This is a genomic window from Lacinutrix himadriensis, from assembly GCF_001418105.1.
Classification (GTDB): Bacteria; Bacteroidota; Bacteroidia; order Flavobacteriales; family Flavobacteriaceae; genus Oceanihabitans; species Oceanihabitans himadriense.
The window spans coordinates 158,317-175,332 of record NZ_LIQI01000019.1; the positions used below are offsets into that span (position 1 = coordinate 158,317).

The following is a 17,016-nucleotide window of genomic DNA, read 5'->3' on the forward strand; positions in this document are numbered from 1 at the left end:
TGTACGCTGTTTTATTTTATAATGTAAAATCTGGTTATTTAGAAACCGCTTCAATTTCACCAATAAACCGATCTGCTAAAGCATCTGCTATTTCTTGCGATTTTGCTTCGGTATAAATTCTAATAATTGGTTCGGTATTACTTTTTCGTAAGTGCACCCAGTTTTCAGCAAAGTCAATTTTTACACCATCTACAGTAGTGATGTTTTCGTTTGCATAACGAGCTTCCATCGTATTTAAAATAGCATCGACATCAATTTGAGGTGTCAGTTGTATTTTCTTTTTACTCATAAAATAGCTAGTATACGTTTTACGTAATGCACTTACTTGCATATCCTTTTCCGCTACAAGACTTAAAAACAAAGCAACACCAACTAGAGAATCTCTACCATAATGGCTTGCAGGATAAATAATCCCTCCATTACCTTCACCGCCAATTACAGCGTTATTTTTCTTCATCAATGCTACAACATTCACTTCTCCTACTGCACTTGCTTCATAAGTTCCGCCATGTTTTTCGGTAACATCACGTAGCGCTCTAGAAGAACTCATATTACTTACGGTATTTCCGGGTGTTTTACTTAGCACATAATCTGCACAAGCAACTAGCGTATATTCTTCGCCAAACATTTCTCCATTTTCATCCATAAATGCTAATCTATCCACATCTGGATCTACTACAAGTCCAAAATCTGCACGTTCTTTAACTACCATTTCCGATAGGTCTGTTAAATGCTCTTTAAGCGGTTCTGGATTGTGCGGAAAATGTCCGTTTGGCTCACAGTATAACTTTACAGGATGTACTCCTAAGCGTTCTAATAACTCCGGAATTGCAATTCCTCCTGTAGAATTCACACCATCTACAACTACTTTTAATTTAGCATCTTTTATCGCTTTTACATTCACCAAGTCTAAAGCTAAAACAGCATCAATATGCAAATCGATATATGCTTGGTTCTTTGTAATTTTCCCTAAATGATCTACTTCTGCAAATTGCATGGTATCTGCTTCCGCAATTTTTAAAATTTTCTCGCCTTCTTCTCCATTTAAAAATTCCCCTTTCGCATTTAAAAGCTTTAATGCATTCCATTGCTTCGGGTTATGACTTGCTGTTAAAATAATTCCACCATCTGCATGTTCCATTGGTACAGCAATTTCCACCGTTGGCGTTGTAGATAAACCTACATCCACCACGTGAATTCCAAGACCTACTAAGGTATTCATAACCAAATTCTGAATCATCTCTCCTGAAATTCTAGCATCTCTACCAACCACCACTTTATAATTTTCTTTATCGCGTTGTTGTTTTAGCCAAGTACCATACGCTGCTGCAAACTTTACAGCATCAATAGGTGTAAGATTTTCTCCTACTTGCCCGCCAATAGTTCCTCTAATTCCGGAAATTGATTTTATTAAGGTCATAAATTATATTTTATATTTAAATACAAATATAGTATTTCAAAGTTGTATTTATATAGTATGAATTTGTAAATTCACTGTCAGAACAAAGTCTAACTAAAAGATTCCCGTTTTCGTGGGAAATACTATGAATTTTCTAGCACACATTTATCTTTCTGGAAATAACGAAGCGGTAACGATTGGTAATTTTATTGCGGATGGTATTCGTGGTAAGAAATATCAGAAGTTTCCAAAAGAAATACAAACCGGAATATTATTACACCGACAAATAGATACATTCACGGATGCGCATAAAACAGTAAGAGAAAGCACCAAACGATTGCATAAAAATTACGGACATTATTCTGGTGTTATTGTAGATATTTTGTACGATCATTTTCTTGCCAAAAACTGGAGCAACTATTCCGATATTCCACTAGATACATATGTAGATACTTTTTACGATTCTTTACAAGATAATTTTGAAATGCTTCCTAGTCGTATTCAAAAAATGATGCCGTATATGATTGCAGATAATTGGTTGCTAAGCTATGCAACCATTGAAGGGATTTCTAAAGTTTTAGTCGGAATGAATAAACGAACAGAAAACCGTTCTAAAATGAATTTAGCAGTAAACGAACTACAAGAATTTTATGATGAATTTGAAGATGAATTTACACGCTTTTTTGAAGAATTAATTCAGTTTTCTAAGGAGAAATTAATAGAAATTCAAAATAAATAGCACTTCGACTGCCTCCGTGTGACAATCGAATAAAAATGTCAGTCTGAGCGCAGTCGAAGACCAAATATAACAATTATGAAAAACTACGTTTTAATCTTACTGATTAGTATTGTTTTATTCTCCTGTAAAACGGAAACTAAAAAACAAGCTACCGGATTAATCACCGAAAAAGCAATGGTGGTTTCTGCTCGTGAAGAAGCTTCTAAAATAGGAAGCAAAATCATGCAACAAGGCGGAAATGCTTTTGACGCCATGCTTGCTACAGACTTAGCTTTAGCCGTTGCATATCCATACGCCGGAAATCTTGGTGGTGGTGGTTTTATGGTGTATCGTTTAGAGAATGGTGAAATTGGCGCCTTAGACTACAGAGAAAAAGCACCTGCTGCAGCGACAAAAAACATGTATTTAGATTCGCTTGGTAATGTCATTCCTAATTTAAGTACTCGTGGCGCACTTGCTGTTGGTATTCCTGGAACCGTTGCTGGAACGTTTGCTGCACATAAACGCTTTGGAAAACTACCTATTGAGACCATTTTAAAACCTGTAATTGCACTTGCTAAAAGAGGAGTAATTGTTACCAAAAATCAAGAATTACGAATTGCTGAAAAACAAGAAGATTTTAAAACAACCAATACCGAAGATTTTCTATTTACGAAAGCTTGGAAAGAAAACGACACTATTAAATATAATAACCTTGCCGAAACACTTACCAGAATCATGCACAATGGTCCGGATGAATTTTACAAAGGGGAAACCGCAAAAATACTAGCAAAACACATTCAAAATAATGGCGGAATTGTAACCGAAGAAGACCTAGCAAACTACGAACCAAAATGGCGTAAACCAGTTACGTTTTCGTATGATGATTTAAATATTATTTCCATGTCGCCTCCTTCTAGTGGCGGAATTTGTTTAGCGCAAATCATGAAAATGATAGAACCATATGAACTAGAAAAATTGGGGCACAACTCAGAAAAAGCCATTCAGGTAATCACAGAAGCAGAACGTCGTGCCTACGCAGATAGAAGTTTTTATCTAGGCGATCCAGATTTTGTTAATGTACCGCAAGAACAATTAATAAGTAAAACGTATTTAGAAAACAGAATGCAAGATTTCTCTTTTGAAAAAGCAACGAAATCCGAAGATGTATCCCACGGAAAAGTACAAATTATAGAAAGCGATGAAACCACCCACTACTCTATTGTTGATCCATTTGGGAATGCGATTTCTGTAACAACAACCCTAAATAGTGGTTTTGGTTCTAAACTATTTTGTAGCGAATTGGGTTTCTTTTTAAATAATGAAATGGACGATTTCTCTAGCAAACCAGGAGTACCAAATGTGTACGATTTAGTTGGCGCTGAAGCAAATAGTATTCTGCCAGAAAAACGCATGCTAAGTTCTATGACACCAACCATAGTAGAGAAAAATGGAAAACTTCATATGGTGGTTGGAACTCCTGGCGGTTCTACCATTATTACTTCGGTAATGCAAACCATTTTAAATGTGCATGAATATAAAATGAATATGCAAGAAGCAGTAAATGTGCCTCGTTTTCATCACCAATGGTTACCAGATAAAATTATGATGGAACCCAATTCTTTTCCTTCAGAAACAATAAACAATTTAAAACAAAAAGGATATCATATCAATGAAGAAGACGCTCCTGTTATTGGAAAAGTAGATGCTATTTTGGTTTTAGATAACGGAAAATTAGAAGGTGGTGCAGACCCGCGTGGCGATGATACAGCAGTAGGGTTTTAATAATAAGGCTGTCTGAAAAGTAAAACTATTGTCATTTCGACCAAAGTGGAGAAATCTATATTATTAAATAACAAGACCTTCCGCCAAACTCAAAATAACAGAATTCCTTTTTATTTCTGCCTATACTCTTATATTTATTATTATTTTTAATAAATAATCATGGATTTTATTACACATTTAAACGAAGGTTTCCAAACGAATTCCAATGCAGAATACGCACTGCAAATGAAAGCGTATTTAAAAAATAAATTCGAGTTTTATGGTGTTAAATCGAAACCGCGTCGTGAGATTTTAAAAGCTTCGGTGAAAGAACATAGTCCGGAAGTAAAAGCAAATATTATTTCTATTACCTTCGAATTGTATGCAGAATCACAACGAGAACTACACCATTGCGGCATGGAACTTTTTGAAAAACATTTTAAAAACAACTACCAAAAAGAAGATATTAATTACATAGAAAAACTAATAATAACCAATAGTTGGTGGGACACGGTAGACTATATTTCAAAATGGATTTTAGGTAATTATTTAAAACAATTTCCAGAGCAAATACCAGAAGTAATATATTCCTTTTCAAAACATGAAAATATGTGGTTAAATAGAAGCGCATTATTATTTCAACTGGGATATAAAGAAAAAACAGATGAAGCATTACTGTTTCAATTATGCTTAGAACATAAAGAATCTAAGGAGTTTTTTATTCAAAAAGCCATTGGTTGGACTTTACGTGAATATGGAAAAAGCAATCCCGAAGCCGTTTTAAAATTTGTAAAAAAACATACATTAGCTCCTTTAAGTCATAGAGAAGCGATTAGAAATATTATTTAGATGCATATAGATATCGTAATACTAACCCAAAAAGAATATATAAACCCCGAGAAATTGGATGCCTATGTTCAAAATGTTTTAAACGAAGATGTAATCGTTCAAAAGGCATTAGAAGTGCAAGGTTTAAAGGTGAAACGTGTTTCTTGGGATGATCCTACTTTTGATTGGACCACTACAAAATATGCCGTTTTTAGAGCAACTTGGGATTATTTTCATCGTTTTGAAGCCTTTTCTATTTGGTTAGAAAAAGTATCCAAACAGACTACTTTATTAAATTCGGAAGCCATTATCCGTTGGAATATTGACAAGCATTATCTTTTAGATTTACAGAAAAATGGCGTCCACATCGCAGAAACGCATTTTATTGAACAAGGTGCTACCGAAACTTTACAAGAATTACATAGCAAATTCAATTTACAAGAAACCGTTTTAAAACCTTGTATTTCAGGAGCTGCAAGACATACCTATAAATTAAATAAAAGCAATCTTGCTGCACATGAAAGCATCTTTGCTGAACTAATTAAAACCGAAGCCATGATGCTACAACCCTTTCAATATAACATTGTTAAAAAAGGGGAAATATCGATGATGGTTTTTAACGGAAAATTTACACACGCTATTTTAAAAACAGCCAAACCAGGAGAATTTAGAGTGCAAGATGATTTTGGCGGAACCATTCAAATCCACGAACCTACTAAGGCAGAAATAGCATTTGCTGAAAATTGCACCAAAGCATGTGCAGAAATTCCAATGTATGCTAGAGTCGATATTTTTGAAGATAATAATGGTAACATTGCACTTTCAGAATTAGAACTTATAGAACCTGAACTTTGGTTTAGAGAATATCCAGAAGCTGCAAAAGTTTTGGCAAAAGCGATAAAAAACATAATGTAAAGGCATTGTGAAACATAAAGCAATCTTATAAAAATTAAACACACTTTCATGAGAAAGAAAAAAACAAGCGTAAAAAAAGTATTAAAAATAATTTCAGGAGCCATCATATTCCTAACCTTACCAACCTTCCTCCTTTTTGGTTTTTTATATTTTAAATATAATGAAGAATTACCATTAGGGATTACCGGAAAACAAGCAGATGCATTCGCATATAAAATGTTAGATGCACTAGATTATAAAAAATATGAAGCTACAGATTATATAGAGTTTACTTTTAAAAAACGCCATCATTTTAAGTGGAATAAAACAGAAAACACCTGTGAAGTCTATTGGAAAAACTACAAAGTCTATTTAGATTTTAAAGATAATTCTAAGAACGAGGCGTATCAAGGAGATTTAAAAACTGAAGCTATTCTAGCGGAAGAATTAATACAAAAAGCAACCGACTATTTTAACAATGACACCTTTTGGCTCGTAGCTCCTTACAAAGTTTTTGATGCTGGAACCACACGAAGTTTAGTGACTCTAGATAATGGTCAACATGCACTTTTAATTACCTATACTTCTGGTGGTTCCACTCCTGGAGATTCGTATTTATGGTTATTAGACGATTCTGGGAAACCTAAAAGTTTTAAAATGTGGACTTCCATTCTGCCCATTGACGGACTAGAAGCTTCTTGGAGCGATTGGACAACTACCGAAACTGGAGCAATGCTTCCAACCTTTCATAAATTGCTAGTTTTAGGATTGGAGATGGAAGGTATAAAAACTAAATAAAAACGTATATTTAAAATCACACTTTACTAATAAAAGTACTATGATTCAATCCTATAAAAAGAAACCAGAACTTCAAGAAAACTATGATGCTATTATTATTGGCTCTGGAATTGGTAGTCTTGCAACGGGTGCTTTATTAGCGAAACAAGGACAAAAAGTATTACTTCTTGAACGTCATTATGAACCTGGCGGATTTACACATACTTTTAAACGTAGAGGTTATGAATGGGACGTTGGTATTCATTATATAGGTGATATGCAACACCCAAAAAGCATTTTAAGAAAACTATTTAGTTATATTTCTGATGATAATTTGCAATGGGCAGATATGGGAGATGTGTATGATAAAATCATCATTGGCGATAAAGAATATGATTTTGTAAAAGGAGTTACTAACTTCAAAAATAAAATGATTTCTTATTTTCCGGAAGAAGAAAAAGCAATCACCGAATACATCAATACTATTTTTAAAGCGAGTAAAACCAGTAAGAAATTCTATTTAGACAAATCCCTTCCGCCATTATTAAGTAAGTTAATTGGCGGATTTATGCGAAAACCTTACAATAAATATTCCGATCAAACTACTTATGACGTTTTAAGAAATCTTACCGATAACGAAGAACTAATTAAAGTTTTAACCGGACAATATGGCGATTATGGTTTAGCACCAAAAGAAAGTAGTTTTGTCATGCATACTGCAGTTGCAAAACATTATTTTGCTGGTGGTAGCTTTCCTGTTGGAGGATCTTCTCAGATTGTAAAAACGATAGTTCCTGTAATAGCCAAAGCTGGAGGAACACTTTTAATAAGTGCAGAAGTAGACGAAGTTATTATTGAAAATAATACTGCCAAAGGCGTAAAAATGAAAGATGGAAAATCTTTTTATGCTAAAAACATTATCAGTGGTGCTGGTATTATGACCACGTATAACAAATTACTTCCGGAAGACACCGTTGCTAAACACCATTTAAAAGAACAATTACAAAAAGTGAAGCGATCGGTTGCTTCTACGTGTTTATATATTGGTTTAGAAGGATCTCCCGAGGAACTTAAATTACCAAAAACAAATTATTGGATCTATCCAGAAGACTTAGATCATGACGCAAGTATTGCCCGTTATTTAGAAGACCCAGACCAACCTTTTCCTGTGGTTTATATTTCATTTCCTTCTGCTAAAGATCCAGATTGGCCAAATAGATATCCAGGAAAAAGTGCCATCGATATTATAACACTTATGCCTAGTGATACTTTTAACGAATGGAAAGGTACCAATTGGAAAAAAAGAGGCGAAGATTACGAACAGTTAAAAGAAAAAATAGCCCAACGATTACTAGAAGCACTATTTAAAAAACTACCACATCTTAGAGAAAAAGTAGATTGTTATGAATTATCTACACCTTTAACAACGCAACATTTTGTGAATTATGAAGAAGGGGAAATTTACGGATTGGATCATAGTCCGAAACGCTTTAGACAAAAATTTCTGAAACCTAGAACACCAATTAAAAACTTCTATCTAACCGGTCAAGATATTATGACTGCAGGAATAGGATCGGCATTATTTTCTGGTGTTTTAACAGCCACAGCTTTAACCAAAAAAAATATCTTAAAAAAAGTACAGGCTTATAAAAGCTGATTTCTAAAGTAATCTATGTTATTTAAATAACACCAATCCCAACTGCAAACTGCAACTTCAACTGCGGCTGCGACTACTTACTCTTCTGTCCAACAAACTGTTGCTCTTTAGATTTAAAAAGCACATTAAAAGTGGTTAAGCTTCCGTAGATACGTGTAATATATTGTTGTAAGTCTGTTTTTTCTTGCGCTTCTAGATTACTAGAATTTACCTTTTGTTCCATAACACGAAGTCGGTCTCTAACCATCGTTATTTTATGAAAAAAGTCTTCCACTTTAATTTCTTTCGGTTTAAGATTAGTGTCTTCTGGTTGCAGAATAAGTTTTCCACCTTTCCACTTATCGCCAATGGGTACAATTTCCGATACATCGCTCCACTTTTTTAAAATCTGAACCAAACTACTTTCCACATCAAATAAACTGATGGTATCCACTTCATTTTCTGCCGCTTCAATAACTTCAAAAGCAGCATCTAAATCTATGGTTTCCAATCCGTTTTCCATAAAAGTAACCCAATACTGTTTAGAGGTTATATTGGTTACTACTCCTTTTCCAAATTCACTGTGGTTTATTCTGGATCCTATTCCTAATAATTGCATATAAAAAACTTGATTTATGATTCCGCGAAAGCGAAAATCGTATTAAAGTGATACTTCATTCTTATTTCAAATATATTCTAAAAAACACAAAACAACAACCCCTTTTTATAGATTGTTGGTTGCTAAACAATTAATAAAATCCTAACGAAATACCTTCTAAAAAGACAACTAAAAACTGTATCTTTGCCACTTTGTTTACCAAACAGTCAGGTCGCTTAATTTATGTCTAAATTCGAAGAAAATATAGAAGTTCAAGGTGCTCGTGTTCACAATTTAAAGAACATTGACGTTACCATTCCCAGAGAAAAACTAGTAGTTATTACCGGTTTGTCTGGTAGTGGAAAATCCTCATTGGCTTTCGACACTATTTATGCCGAAGGACAACGAAGATATATTGAAACGTTCTCTGCCTACGCAAGACAATTTCTTGGCGGTTTAGAGCGTCCGGATGTGGATAAGATCGACGGACTTTCCCCTGTAATTGCTATCGAACAAAAAACTACAAGTAAATCGCCACGTTCTACCGTTGGTACCATTACCGAAATTTACGATTTCATGCGTTTGCTTTTTGCAAGAGCTAGTGATGCGTACAGTTATAATACTGGCGAAAAAATGGTGAGCTATAACGATGACCAAATTAAAGCTTTAATTATAGAGAGTTTTTCTGGTAAGCGGATTAATATTCTTGCTCCTGTGGTGCGTTCGCGTAAAGGACATTACAGAGAATTGTTTGAGCAAATTGCAAAGCAAGGTTTTGTAAAAGTTAGAGCCGATGGCGAAATCAAAGACCTTGTAAAAGGAATGAAATTGGACAGGTACAAGAATCATGATATTGAAATTGTAATCGATAGATTGAAGATTGATGCTTCTGTAGATAATGACAAACGCTTAACCGAAACCATAAACACTGCCATGTATCATGGTAACGATGTATTAATGGTTTTAGATCAAGATACGAATGAAACACGTTTCTTTAGTAGAAGTTTAATGTGTCCTAGTTCTGGGATTTCTTACCCAAACCCGGAGCCTAATAACTTTTCATTCAATTCCCCAAAAGGTGCTTGTCCGAAATGCAATGGTATCGGAACTTTATATCAAGTAAACGAAAGTAAGATCGTTCCAGACGATGCTATTTCTATAAAAAATGGTGCTCTTGCGCCGCACGGACCAGAAAAGAATTCTTGGATTTTTAAGCAGTTAGAACTTATTGCACAGCGTTATAATTTTAAAATTAGCGATGCATTTAAAAGTATTCCTGAAGAAGCAAAACAAATGATTTTATATGGTGGAAACGAAAAATTCACGGTAGATAGTAAAACGCTTGGCATAAAAAGAGATTATAAAATAGATTTTGAAGGTGTTGCCAATTTTATTGAAAGTCAGTATGTAAATGCAGATTCGACTTCGTTAAAACGTTGGGCAAAAGAATACATGGATAAAGTAGATTGTAGCGATTGCCATGGAGCACGACTGCGTCAAGAATCCCTTTACTTTAAAATTAACGATCAAAATATAGCAGAATTAGCAAACAAAGATATTGTCGATTTAGCGGAATGGTTTAAAGAATTACCAAAAAGCCTTTCTAAAAAGCAATTTAAAATTGCAGAAGAAATTATTAAAGAGATAACAAACAGACTACAATTTTTGTTAGATGTTGGTTTAGATTACCTTTCTGTAAACCGTAGTTCTAAAACGCTTTCTGGTGGTGAAGCACAACGTATTCGATTGGCGACACAAATTGGATCGCAACTGGTTGGTGTATTATATATTTTAGATGAACCTAGTATTGGTTTACACCAACGCGATAATGAAAAACTAATCAATTCCTTAGTTTCTTTAAGAGATGTTGGTAATTCTGTAATTGTTGTAGAACACGATAAAGACATGATTTTACGTGCAGATCACGTGATTGATATTGGTCCGCATGCAGGAAAACACGGAGGCGAAATTATTAGCCAAGGTACACCTGAAGAAGTTTTAAAACACCACACACTTACTGCAGATTACCTTAATGGAACCAAGCAAATTGAAGTCCCAAAAACGCGAAGAGAAGGTAACGGGAAATTTTTAGAGCTTAAAGGCTGTACAGGAAATAACTTGAAAAATGTTTCGGTAAAATTCCCTTTAGGAAAAATGATTGGTGTCACCGGAGTTTCTGGTAGTGGGAAATCGACTTTAATAAACGAAACCCTCTATCCTATTCTAAATGCATACTACTTTAATGGCGTTAAAAAACCAATGCCATACAAAAGCATAAAAGGTTTAGAACATATTGATAAAGTGATCGATATTAACCAATCGCCAATTGGTAGAACGCCAAGAAGTAATCCTGCAACATACACCGGTACTTTTAGCGAAGTGCGTAGTTTATTCGCCAAAATACCAGAGGCTATGATTCGTGGTTATAAACCGGGAAGATTTAGTTTTAATGTAAAAGGCGGACGTTGTGAAACCTGTCAAGGTGGAGGTTTACGTGTTATTGAAATGAATTTCCTTCCAGATGTTTATGTCGAATGTGAGACTTGTCAAGGTAAACGATTCAATCGCGAAACATTAGAGATTCGTTACAAAGGAAAAAGCATTAGTGATGTTTTAAACATGACCATTAACGAAGCTGTTGATTTCTTTGAGCATATTCCGAAAATTAATAGAAAACTAAAAACCATTAAAGATGTTGGTTTGGGTTATATTACTTTAGGACAACAAAGCACGACGCTTTCTGGAGGAGAAGCACAACGTATTAAATTAGCTACAGAACTTAGCAAACGCGATACCGGAAATACTTTTTATATTCTGGATGAACCAACAACAGGGTTACATTTTGAAGACATTAGAGTATTAATGATTGTACTAAATAAATTGGCAGACAAAGGAAACACCGTTTTAATTATTGAGCACAATTTAGATGTTATTAAAACCGTAGACCACGTCATAGATATTGGTTATGAAGGCGGAAAAAATGGTGGTGAAATAATTGTTGAAGGCACGCCAGAAAAAGTAGCAAAACATAAAACGAGTTATACAGCTAAGTTTTTAAAGAAAGAATTGAATTAAAATAACAGTACCTACTTTTGTAGATGTGCTAAAAAAAGAAGTAAATTAGCAAGTTGCAAAAAAATGACTGAAGACTGAAGACTGAAGAAAAAAATAAAAATATTAATAATACGATTACACTAGAATAAAATTGTCATTTCAAAATATTAGCCAAAATAAAACATTTTTATTGGAAGCTACAGCGCAAAGCGCTATGAAATGACATTCTTAAATAAACATTCGTGTATTCGTCGCAAATGGAATAAAAAATATGAGAGAAGAACAACATCCAAAAGGTTGGAATGAAAAAAAGACAAACGATTCTTGGGCCATTTTTAAAATAATGGGAGAGTTTGTTAATGGTTATGAAAAATTAAGTAAAATTGGACCTTGCGTTTCTATTTTTGGATCTGCAAGAACAAAACCAGAAGATAAATATTACAAGTTAACAGAAAAAGTTGCGCATAAAATTGTAAATCATGGTTATGGTGTAATTACTGGTGGTGGACCAGGTATTATGGAAGCTGGTAACAAAGGTGCACATCTTGGTGGTGGTACCTCTGTTGGTTTAAATATTGAATTACCTTTCGAACAACATGACAATCCATATATCGACCACGATAAAAGTTTAGATTTCGATTATTTCTTTGTTCGTAAAGTAATGTTTGTAAAATACTCACAAGGTTTTGTTGTAATGCCTGGAGGTTTTGGAACTTTAGACGAATTATTTGAAGCGATTACTTTAATTCAAACGCATAAAATTGAAAAATTCCCTATAATTCTTGTTGGAACGGAGTTCTGGGAAGGTTTATTTGAATGGGTAAAAACGACCTTATTAGATCAGTTTAATAATATAAGTGAAAAAGATTTAGATTTAATTCACCTTGTAGATACAGAAGATGAAGTAATAGATATTTTAGATGCTTTCTATAAAGAATATGGCTTTAGTCCTAACTTCTAAGAGAACATCTCTTAAATAATAAATGATTTCCACTTTCGTGGAAAAGAAGCATGAACAAAAAAGTATTATTCCTTTTTATAAGTTTAATTAGTATTAAAAGTGTTTTAGCACAAGACACTTTTAATACTATGTTTTATAATTTATTGAATTTTCCTTCGCAAACAGTTCCTGCAAATAGAATAGATCATTTAAGCATTATTTTAACCGATTACCAACCAGATATTTTTATGGTTTGTGAGTTAAATAATGAAGCTGGCGCAAACAGCATTATTAATATGATGCAAGATGATATTAACCCAAACTATGCCATGGCAAGTTTTAAGTTAAACACTTCAGATGATGCTATTGGAAATCAAAACGATTTACAAAATCTTATCTTCTTTAATAGCGAGAAATTCAGCTTAGAAAGTCAAATAATTATCCCTACACTTTATAGAGATTTCAATCACTATAAATTAAAATTAAACACAACAAACCAAGAAACCACTCCTTTATATTTAGATGTAATTGTAGGACATTTAAAAGCTTCAAATGGTGTTGACAATCGAGAATTACGTTTACAAATGGTGAACGATTTAGACCTCTATTTAAATACGTTACCTATAAACACACACTTACTGCTTGCAGGAGATTTCAATTTATACACAAGCGCAGAACCTGCTTTTCAAAAATTAATTACACCAGAAAACCACATCACTTTTATAGATCCTGCTAATAAAATTGGTGCTTGGCATAACAATACAGATTACATAGATGTTTTTACTCAGTCTACCAGAACGACTACAGGAATGGGAGGAGCAACTGGCGGATTTGATGATAGGTTTGATTTTATATTAACCTCAGAAAGTATGGATAACGCTTCTGGCACAAATGAAGATCTGTTTTTTGTAGAAGACTCCTATCAAGTTATTGGTAATAACGCCAACGTTAATTGCTATAATCAAGACATTACATCTAATAATTGTGCAGCAGATAATGACCCAAATACTGCAGATTTTTCTTTTGCCATTAGAGAAGCGCTATATAATTTTAGCGATCATCTTCCGGTTACCTTACAAATACAAGCTAATCAGCAATTTTTAAGTGTTCCAGAATACACTACTTTTAATTATTATGAAATAATTGGCACTAATATTATTTCTAATACGTTAGATTTACAAACCAACAACCAATTATTCACCAACAAAAAACTAAACATTTTTAACACTTTAGGTCAATTAGTAAAAAGTATTCCTTTAAATAATACAGAAACACATCATATAGACGTTTCCTATTTATCTAATGGTTTATATTACATTACAACACCTAATTTTAATGTAAAACCTTTAAAGTTTGTGAAAGTACATTGAGAAATCGTTACCTACTTATAGCCCTATTCACCCTAGTGAATTTTTATAGTTTTAGTCAGAATACCATTGACCTTAAAGCTACTTTTGATGTGGAAAATAAAAAGATACAAATAGCACAAACTATTCAATATCAAAACACAACAAACAACACTCTAGAATATATTTATCTAAACGATTGGAGCAATAGTTATTCCACTAAAACAACTCCTTTAGCACAACGCTTTGCGGAAGAATATAAAAACGATTTTCACTTTGCCAAAAATGAAGATAGAGGTTATACCGTAATTACTTCTTTGCTACAGGACAACCAAGAGGTTACTCACGAAAGATTAAAAGGCCAACTAGATATTATTAAAGTTAAACTGAATAAAGCATTAGCTCCAAACGAAACATATACCCTTCATTTAAACTATTTAGTACAAATACCGAATGCAAAATTTACACGTCATGGTATTTACAAAGACCAAAACATCACATTAAAATATTGGTACATTACGCCTGCTGTTTATGATGGCACATGGCATTACTTTAGTAATAAAGATTTAGAAGATGCGTATATTCCTAAGGCAGACCATACTTTTGAAATCACTTATCCAGAGCGTTATATTTTAACATCAGAGCTTAATGAAATAAAAAGCACAAAAGAGAACAACACTATTGTAACCACCTTACAAGGAAAGAATAGAGTTAACACCAAGATATTTTTACTACAAGAACCGCAATTTAATACTGTTGAAACCGATTTCTTTAGCGTCGTATCTAGTATTGATGATGAAAATTTAGACCAAATAGAAAGAGTTCTTATTACCGATAAAGTAGCTGGTTTTATTACTCAGAATCTAGGCGATTATCCGCATGAACGCTTATTAGTTTCAAAAACGGACTATAAACAAAAACCTATTTACGGACTTAATTTACTACCAGATTTCTTTCGCCCCTTTCCAGATAGTTTTCAATACGAATTAAAGTTATTAAAAACGGTATTATATAATTATTTAGAAAACACCCTTCTTATAAACCCAAGAAAAGACCAATGGTTAATAGACGGTATTCAAATATATTATTTAAAAAAATACGTAGAAACCTATTACCCTGAAATGAAATTCTTTGGAAGTCTTTCTAATATTTGGGGAATAAAATCCTTTTATGCCGCACAATTAAATTTTAATGATCAGTACAACCTTTTGTATATGAATATGGCTAAAGGTTACCAGGATCAACCGCTAACCATGCAAAAAGATTCTTTATTAAAGTTTAATAAAAACATAGCAAATCCTAACAAAGCAGCCATTGGTTTAGAGTATTTAGATAGTTATGATGACAGTATAGATATGGATACCTCTATTCTTGATTTTTTAACCAATCAAAAACTAAAAGCTACTTCTACGAAAGATTTTGAAAACTTTATAAAACCAAAAGCTTCAAAAGACATTAATTGGTTTTTTGATGAATATTTAAAAACTTCCAAAAAGATAGATTACAAAATTAAAACCGTAAAAAAAGGTAAAGATTCTATCAAAGTAATCGTAAAAAACATAAGCAAGTCAAGTATGCCTTCCTCTTTATTTGCTTTACAAAAAGATAGTATTGTATCTAAAACATGGATAGAAAACAAAAAGCATTTCGACACCATAACACTAGCAAAAAACAAGGCGACAAAACTTGTAATTAATCAAGATAAAATAACCCCTGAAATAAATAATAGAAACAACACAAAATCGCTAACGGCTTCTTTATTAAATAAACCTTTACAGATAAGGCTTTTAAAAGATGTAGAAGACACGAGATATAACCAAGTGTTAATTATGCCTATTTTGGAGTTTAATAACATCTATGATGGTATTGTTGTAGGTACAAAAGCATATAACAAAACCATGCTTAAAAAAGACTTAACATATAAAATCGCACCACAATACGGTTTAAAATCGAAGTCTATAACTGGATCTGGAAATCTAGTATATAACCAGTACAATACAAATCACAGTAACTTATTTAAAATACAATATGTACTTACAGGTAGCTATGATAGTTATGCTCCTGGCCTATTTGTAACTTCCATAAAACCATCTATAACACTTCATTTAAGAGACATGGAAAACTTACGTGCCAATAAAAGGGAGTATTTAAATTTTAGATACATAAGTATACGTAGAGATGAAGATATAAATAATATTTTATTAGACGAAGCAGAACCTAACTACAATATATTAAACGTTAGATATATACATAAAAATCCGGGATTAATAGAATTTTCTAGTTGGTTTGCAGATTTTCAAGCATCGCAAACATTTAGTAAAGTTTCTTTTAATTACGAATACAGAAAACTATACCAAAATAATAGACAACTTAATGTACGTTTCTTTGCAGGTGCATTCTTAAAAAATAAAAACGAAGCAAATAACAACTATTTTAGTTTTGCTTTAGATAGACCAACCGACTATTTATTTGATTATAGTTATTTAGGACGATCGGAAAGCACAGGGCTTTTTAGTCAAGAGTTAATTATTGCCGAAGGTGGATTTAAATCTAAAATAAAACCTTCTTTCGCTAATCAATGGATGGCAAGTACCAACATAAGCACTTCTATTTGGCAATATATACATGCTTACGGAGATTTAGGTGCTGTAAAAAACAAACACGAATACGCTAAATTTGTTTATGATTCTGGTGTACGCGTGAATCTAGTGGAAGATTATTTTGAAATATACTTTCCGGTATACTCTAATCTTGGTTGGGAAATAGCACAACCACAATACAGTGAGAAAATACGTTTTAAATTTACTGCAGATATTCAATCGCTACTAGGATTGTTTAGAAGACGTTGGTATTAATTGCTTTTCTTTTTCTGAAAACTTAGTAAAGTCCAAAATAATATCGGTGCAATAAGGACAAAGCTTATTTCTACATGCGCATTAGATATACTTTTAATCATTTTTGAAACTATCGGACTAACAAGTAAACTTATTAATACAATTTTTCAATATTTATTGAATACTTCCATAATATTTTGTATGTTAAGTACTATAAAAATATAACTT

General features: G+C 33.0%; 12 protein-coding genes. 10 read left to right on the forward strand and 2 right to left on the reverse strand.

From position 1 onward, the window contains the following. Positions 1–34: 34 nt before the first annotated feature. A complete protein-coding gene (glmM, locus tag AMD28_RS06365) occupies positions 35–1,420 on the reverse strand; it encodes a phosphoglucosamine mutase (RefSeq protein WP_055443320.1) in 1,386 nt (461 codons plus the stop codon). Positions 1,421–1,544: 124 nt separating this feature from the next. Here glmM and AMD28_RS06370 point away from each other — a divergent pair, with 124 nt between their 5' ends. From AMD28_RS06370 to AMD28_RS06395, 6 genes are all read left to right on the forward strand, one after another. Further along, the gene (locus AMD28_RS06370) at positions 1,545–2,138 is read left to right on the forward strand and encodes an acyl carrier protein phosphodiesterase (RefSeq protein WP_055443321.1); all 594 of its coding nucleotides are present in this window, start codon (positions 1,545–1,547) and stop codon (positions 2,136–2,138) included. A 75-nt stretch (positions 2,139–2,213) separates the two neighbouring features. Continuing rightward, the gene (gene ggt / locus AMD28_RS06375) at positions 2,214–3,902 is read left to right on the forward strand and encodes a gamma-glutamyltransferase (RefSeq protein ID WP_055443322.1); all 1,689 of its coding nucleotides are present in this window, start codon (positions 2,214–2,216) and stop codon (positions 3,900–3,902) included. 159 nt (positions 3,903–4,061) lie between these two features. Then, positions 4,062–4,730, forward strand: coding sequence for a DNA alkylation repair protein (locus AMD28_RS06380; RefSeq protein ID WP_055443323.1), 669 nt, complete (start codon positions 4,062–4,064; stop codon positions 4,728–4,730). Next, positions 4,731–5,624: an ATP-grasp domain-containing protein gene (locus tag AMD28_RS06385; protein ID WP_055443324.1), complete on the forward strand. Its 894-nt coding sequence runs from the start codon at positions 4,731–4,733 to the stop codon at positions 5,622–5,624. 48 nt (positions 5,625–5,672) lie between these two features. Beyond that, a complete protein-coding gene (locus AMD28_RS06390) occupies positions 5,673–6,401 on the forward strand; it encodes a hypothetical protein (protein ID WP_055443325.1) in 729 nt (242 codons plus the stop codon). A 40-nt stretch (positions 6,402–6,441) separates the two neighbouring features. Then, on the forward strand, positions 6,442–8,037 hold the full coding sequence (locus AMD28_RS06395; protein WP_055443326.1) for a phytoene desaturase family protein: 1,596 nt from the start codon (positions 6,442–6,444) through the stop codon (positions 8,035–8,037). A 73-nt stretch (positions 8,038–8,110) separates the two neighbouring features. Here AMD28_RS06395 and AMD28_RS06400 read toward each other — a convergent pair whose 3' ends face one another. Continuing rightward, the gene (locus AMD28_RS06400) at positions 8,111–8,635 is read right to left on the reverse strand and encodes a hypothetical protein (protein ID WP_055443327.1); all 525 of its coding nucleotides are present in this window, start codon (positions 8,633–8,635) and stop codon (positions 8,111–8,113) included. Between the two features lie 222 nt (positions 8,636–8,857). On the opposite strand from AMD28_RS06400, the gene uvrA reads away from it, so the two are divergent. The 4 genes from uvrA to AMD28_RS06420 all read left to right on the forward strand — a co-directional run bounded on the left by uvrA (position 8,858) and on the right by AMD28_RS06420 (position 16,809). Then, on the forward strand, positions 8,858–11,689 hold the full coding sequence (gene uvrA / locus AMD28_RS06405; protein ID WP_055443328.1) for an excinuclease ABC subunit UvrA: 2,832 nt from the start codon (positions 8,858–8,860) through the stop codon (positions 11,687–11,689). Between the two features lie 250 nt (positions 11,690–11,939). Beyond that, positions 11,940–12,629: an LOG family protein gene (locus AMD28_RS06410; RefSeq protein WP_055443329.1), complete on the forward strand. Its 690-nt coding sequence runs from the start codon at positions 11,940–11,942 to the stop codon at positions 12,627–12,629. A gap of 50 nt (positions 12,630–12,679) precedes the next feature. After that, positions 12,680–13,978 carry a T9SS type A sorting domain-containing protein gene (locus AMD28_RS06415; RefSeq protein WP_055443330.1) on the forward strand — a complete coding sequence of 433 codons (1,299 nt, stop codon included), beginning with the start codon at positions 12,680–12,682 and terminating at the stop codon, positions 13,976–13,978. After that, positions 13,975–16,809: a gluzincin family metallopeptidase gene (locus AMD28_RS06420; protein WP_055443331.1), complete on the forward strand. Its 2,835-nt coding sequence runs from the start codon at positions 13,975–13,977 to the stop codon at positions 16,807–16,809. Before AMD28_RS06415 ends, AMD28_RS06420 begins: the two co-directional genes overlap by 4 nt. Positions 16,810–17,016: the final 207 nt, after the last annotated feature.

Coding starts and splice junctions, on each gene's coding strand:
- glmM (WP_055443320.1), bottom strand. CDS start 1,420: ATGACCTTAATAAAATCAATTTCCGGAATTAGAGGAACTATTGGCGGG.
- AMD28_RS06370 (WP_055443321.1), top strand. CDS start 1,545: ATGAATTTTCTAGCACACATTTATCTTTCTGGAAATAACGAAGCGGTA.
- ggt (WP_055443322.1), top strand. CDS start 2,214: ATGAAAAACTACGTTTTAATCTTACTGATTAGTATTGTTTTATTCTCC.
- AMD28_RS06380 (WP_055443323.1), top strand. CDS start 4,062: ATGGATTTTATTACACATTTAAACGAAGGTTTCCAAACGAATTCCAAT.
- AMD28_RS06385 (WP_055443324.1), top strand. CDS start 4,731: ATGCATATAGATATCGTAATACTAACCCAAAAAGAATATATAAACCCC.
- AMD28_RS06390 (WP_055443325.1), top strand. CDS start 5,673: ATGAGAAAGAAAAAAACAAGCGTAAAAAAAGTATTAAAAATAATTTCA.
- AMD28_RS06395 (WP_055443326.1), top strand. CDS start 6,442: ATGATTCAATCCTATAAAAAGAAACCAGAACTTCAAGAAAACTATGAT.
- AMD28_RS06400 (WP_055443327.1), bottom strand. CDS start 8,635: ATGCAATTATTAGGAATAGGATCCAGAATAAACCACAGTGAATTTGGA.
- uvrA (WP_055443328.1), top strand. CDS start 8,858: ATGTCTAAATTCGAAGAAAATATAGAAGTTCAAGGTGCTCGTGTTCAC.
- AMD28_RS06410 (WP_055443329.1), top strand. CDS start 11,940: ATGAGAGAAGAACAACATCCAAAAGGTTGGAATGAAAAAAAGACAAAC.
- AMD28_RS06415 (WP_055443330.1), top strand. CDS start 12,680: ATGAACAAAAAAGTATTATTCCTTTTTATAAGTTTAATTAGTATTAAA.